Here is a 4,087-nt window from a genome sequence, read left to right as displayed (position 1 = left end):
GGTTCGGGGTTGGTTGGAAAGAACAAAGTGAAACTGGTTCTCCGTTGAATGGTTCTCCGTTCTCCGCATGTTTCATATTTTGCTAGATTACAGGATTGGCATTTTGCCGTAGAATAACTGGCTTACAATAAGAAACGCAGCAACAATTGGTGAAGACTACTTGCGGCAAGTCACCGTTTTTTATCGGACCGGCATTTTTCTGCCTAAGCAAGAATATGAAATTGGGGGTTTTAAGCACTTATATCCCGGTCTTCATGAATTCTTTCGAGTGGTTTTTCACATTTGTATACTGGCCAGTAACTTACTGTGCAGTATACAGACCGTTTTTCCGTTGTAATGGAACTTTTTTGAGTGAAGCTTAATCTTCCTCTACCTCAAAAGAAAGTCAACCGGAAGTTGTCCGATCAAATCGATCAGTTCCGCCTCGGTAGATGTCTTGATTAAGATTATCTGCTTACCTTCTCTCCATTCGTTAACTATTACAGGCAGTTCCGAAGACGAGAACTCCGGCAGATATTCTTCGATATAAAGTGGCATTTTGTCGGGATAATCGAGTGAGTAGAGGACTACGACGAGTTCCGTCTCCAGAAATCTTTCGTATTGTGAATTGCCAAGACTTAGAAAGCCCTTTCTTGAAAATCCTTTTATGAATCTCTCTTCGAATACTCCCACAGGGTTGCTCATCCCATAAACTAGAACTGAGTTTTTCACTATTTCGATATCAGGAACATTCTCATCGTTTAGTGGGCCGTCCAAAAAGTCCTCGGGCAGTTCTCTGATTATTTTCATCAATTCGTCAGTTGTATCTGTCATTATAAGAACAATTCTCCTGCCGTCCCTGATTTCGTTAAGGATTACGGGCGTTTCCGAAGACGAGAACTCCGGTATAATGCCCAACATGTAGTCGGGCATCGTGGCGGGCTGATCGAGAGAGTGAAGGACTATTATCCTCTGAGTACTCATCACTTCGTCTATATCGGCGAAGCAGAGATCGAGAAGCCTCTTGTTAGAAAGATGTACCGTGAATCTATCATTGAACAGCTCAACCGGACTCTGTTTTCCAAAAATGAGAGCCGAACTTCCTATTACGGTTGAGTGACCGGTGAAGACTCCGGATGACTTCGTCTCCCCTGTCGTGAGGTCAATATAGTCGTATCCCGGATTGTTATAGACTGAAGGATCAAAGATCCAGAAGAGATCCATCATCATCTGCCAGTTCTCTTTTTCGTCCTTTGCCCCAGAATCCCATACCTCAATAGATTTCGCAAACACATAGTACCCATCGGGGAGCGAGAAGTTGTTTCTGTCATAATTAAGGTAAAGCCTGCCGGAAGTCGAGTCTACAAGATACCATTTTTCTTCTAAATAGACTTCGACAAGAATATGACCTACTATCATGCCACTGTTTGATTTCTTTCTTGCCTCGATCCAGTCAATCCGAGCAGTCTGGATGAATACGGAAGGAATCCCCTTTGCCCTTGCAAGCGACACGAAAGCCAGTCCATAGTCTGTGCAGCCAGTTACTCCCCCGGTTGTTATGATTTCATGTGATGTTCTGCCAAACTTCTCTCCCTCAACTCCCCTCAGGTTTCCCATCATCCAGCCGTATATCTCTTTAATTGTCGACAAATTCTTATTGTCATTAAACTGATCGGCGATCGCGGCAATCTCATCGGTGATTCGAGTCTGTGGGCCACATTGCAAAAACAGCTCTGGATAAGAATAATCGACATTGAGAAAATACCCTCTGAAAACAGGAGCTTCGATTTCATCGTCGTTCTTGAATTTCTCGATATTAAACTGTTCTACAGTCTCTTGTTCGACAACCTCGGCTACAGTGAAATACTGCAACAGACCACACCCTGAGAAAAGAAAGACACTCAATAAGACCAAAATCATTAGTAGTTGCTTCATTGTTACACCTCCTGTTGATCTTATTGCAGATGTTTTATGAAATCCATAGACATACTGGAAACTCCACCAGCAGTATTATTCTAAGCCCACTTTTAGCAAATGGAGCAACGAACCTTCATCTACAGGTCATTGCTCCACAATTCATCTCGAATAAGTTCGCTCTCAGTTATCCAGCGAGATCGACTTCGGAAGGTTAACTACGGCGCCGCCAAACGTTGGGTCGGGAAATTCAATTCCTTCGAGCATCTCATAGTTTATAAGGGTAGGGAAGAAGCTTAAGAGATCGGAAAAGCCCTCGGGGTGGTCGAAAATGTTGTATAGTCTCAGGATAATCGTCTTACCTTCTTCATCGACTGGGATTTCAGTATCGAGATCTTCTCCGTTTGGTCTTATGTAGTCCAGCAGCTCTTCCAATTCGTTCGCGTTTTCTGAAAGGGTATCGTAAGCGTCCTGATCGAACGGGATGTACCACTGTGAGGTCAAGTTGTGCTTGTTGCCTTCGGTCCGTGTGTCCTTCAAGAGATCCTCTGCCATCAGCATCGTCGTTTCAGGTATCTCCAAAGCGATATCCCTTATCAAACTCAGCCATAGAGGACTTTCGAAGGGGTTCCTGAATGTCAAGAAGGACGTGCCAATAAATGCTTTAACTTCTGACGCGTCGATATTTCCGTCGCTATTTGTATCGATTTCCGGAGGATCTATCTCATCATCATCGGTGTCTTCGAAATACTCCATGAAAGCCTCCGATGGCTCAAGATCATAAATGGTGAATGCTCTGGCGCTTGAAAGAGCACTGCCAACCAGCATTTTTAGAATCGCTATCTCTCCTTCATCGATTACGAGATAATCGTTCTCATCGAATCCAGGAGCGTCCTCTATATCCAACCCCTGTGAGATCATGAACCAGAAATCGAGATCGAACACTGCGTCACCGCCACTGGGATCAACCTCGATCGAGACTATGTGATCACCTTTTGGCTTCTTCTCCAGGAAAAGGATATCCGAATAGAGACGGAAGTTTTCTGAGTAGGTTATGGAATCATTTTCACTCACTACTTCAAGTATCAGCTCTCTGTCGCTTTCAACAACTCCATCTTCGTCCCAATCGAACTCATTTAGGAATACCTTTACTACAATACTCATCTCTCCGCTCAAATAGGAGATATCGTCCCAGACTTCCTGAAGGCCATCGGCGTAATCCTCCATTTCCTCCTGAAAATCGGTGATCTCCCCGCAGAGTGAATAATCGGGATTTTTGGCTATGGGCCTACGAGAAGAAAGAGCATTTATCAGAAGCTGCGGTTTTCTAAGAATCAACGCCGATTTCAGCTTCATATTCAGTAGTTTTGCGCGTATGTCAGATGAAAGGCTCTGTGCGATTCGATCAGGATTCGAGACGAGGTTTTCGAAACTTGACAGTATTTCATCTCGATCCATTGTCCCTGCAATGTCAAGGGAACCAATCTGCGAATTGTATATGTCTAGAAGTTTCAGCAATTGCGGAATGGCCTTCATAGCTCCACGAATCGCGTGTCCTTCGGGATTCTCAGGATTCCTCTTCACGAAATCATCAATAATCTGTTCAAACTCTTCGGCAGTCTCTCCCGATAACTTGATCTCAGCCTCTTGACCTTCCGGAATGGGACTTACGTTGATCCGGAACTCTGCAACTCCGCTCTTGCCTTCATCACTTGCGCTTACTCTCACTTTAAAAGGGCTGTTTTCGCTGTCACCGGGCAAAGACGTAAACACATAATCCCTTCCGACAATTCTGCCCGGTCCGCTGCTTATCGAGAATGATATCCCGTCGGAAACAGATGATAAAACAAACTGGCTAAGGCCAATAACAAGCTCCTCACCCTCTGTCACCTGCTGATCGGGAATTTCAACCTTGATCGCCCTAAAGAGAGAGCAGCCACCGAGCGCTATCAAGGTAAACAGTGAAAAAAACACAAGACTCTTCTTGAACATTTCTTTTCCTCCCTTCTAATGATGGTATAGAATAACAGCATTTGGTTTACCTCATGAACCCTTTCGTTTCAATCCTACACTTCATACATAAAAACACAAAAAACTCTACTTGCGACTGCCAAGAATCGTAAGGATAAGTTGCTAGATGCAAGTTGCGGTGTGCCAAGAAGGCGAGAAGGGAACTTCTAGCCATGCTTAATCG

The 4,087-nt window shown here is 44.3% G+C and carries 2 protein-coding genes; both read right to left on the bottom strand.

Annotated features, from left to right (window positions below; genetic code table 11):
- Positions 1-369: 369 nt before the first annotated feature.
- The gene (locus B3N33_RS05095; RefSeq protein ID WP_292592372.1) at positions 370-1,914 is read right to left on the bottom strand and encodes a transglutaminase domain-containing protein; all 1,545 of its coding nucleotides are present in this window, start codon (positions 1,912-1,914) and stop codon (positions 370-372) included.
- A gap of 162 nt (positions 1,915-2,076) precedes the next feature.
- Positions 2,077-3,885, bottom strand: coding sequence for a hypothetical protein (locus tag B3N33_RS05090; RefSeq protein WP_292592371.1), 1,809 nt, complete (start codon positions 3,883-3,885; stop codon positions 2,077-2,079).
- Positions 3,886-4,087 lie beyond the last annotated feature (202 nt).

The sequence above is a fragment of the Mesotoga sp. UBA5825 genome, assembly GCF_002432955.1.
Taxonomy (GTDB): domain Bacteria; phylum Thermotogota; class Thermotogae; order Petrotogales; family Kosmotogaceae; genus Mesotoga.
This window is presented reverse-complemented; position numbering and strand designations above follow the sequence as displayed.

What these genes read in the sequence shown, in the direction of transcription:
- B3N33_RS05095 (WP_292592372.1), bottom strand. Translation starts at nt 1,914, where the DNA reads ATGAAGCAACTACTAATGATTTTGGTCTTATTGAGTGTCTTTCTTTTC.
- B3N33_RS05090 (WP_292592371.1), bottom strand. Translation starts at nt 3,885, where the DNA reads ATGTTCAAGAAGAGTCTTGTGTTTTTTTCACTGTTTACCTTGATAGCG.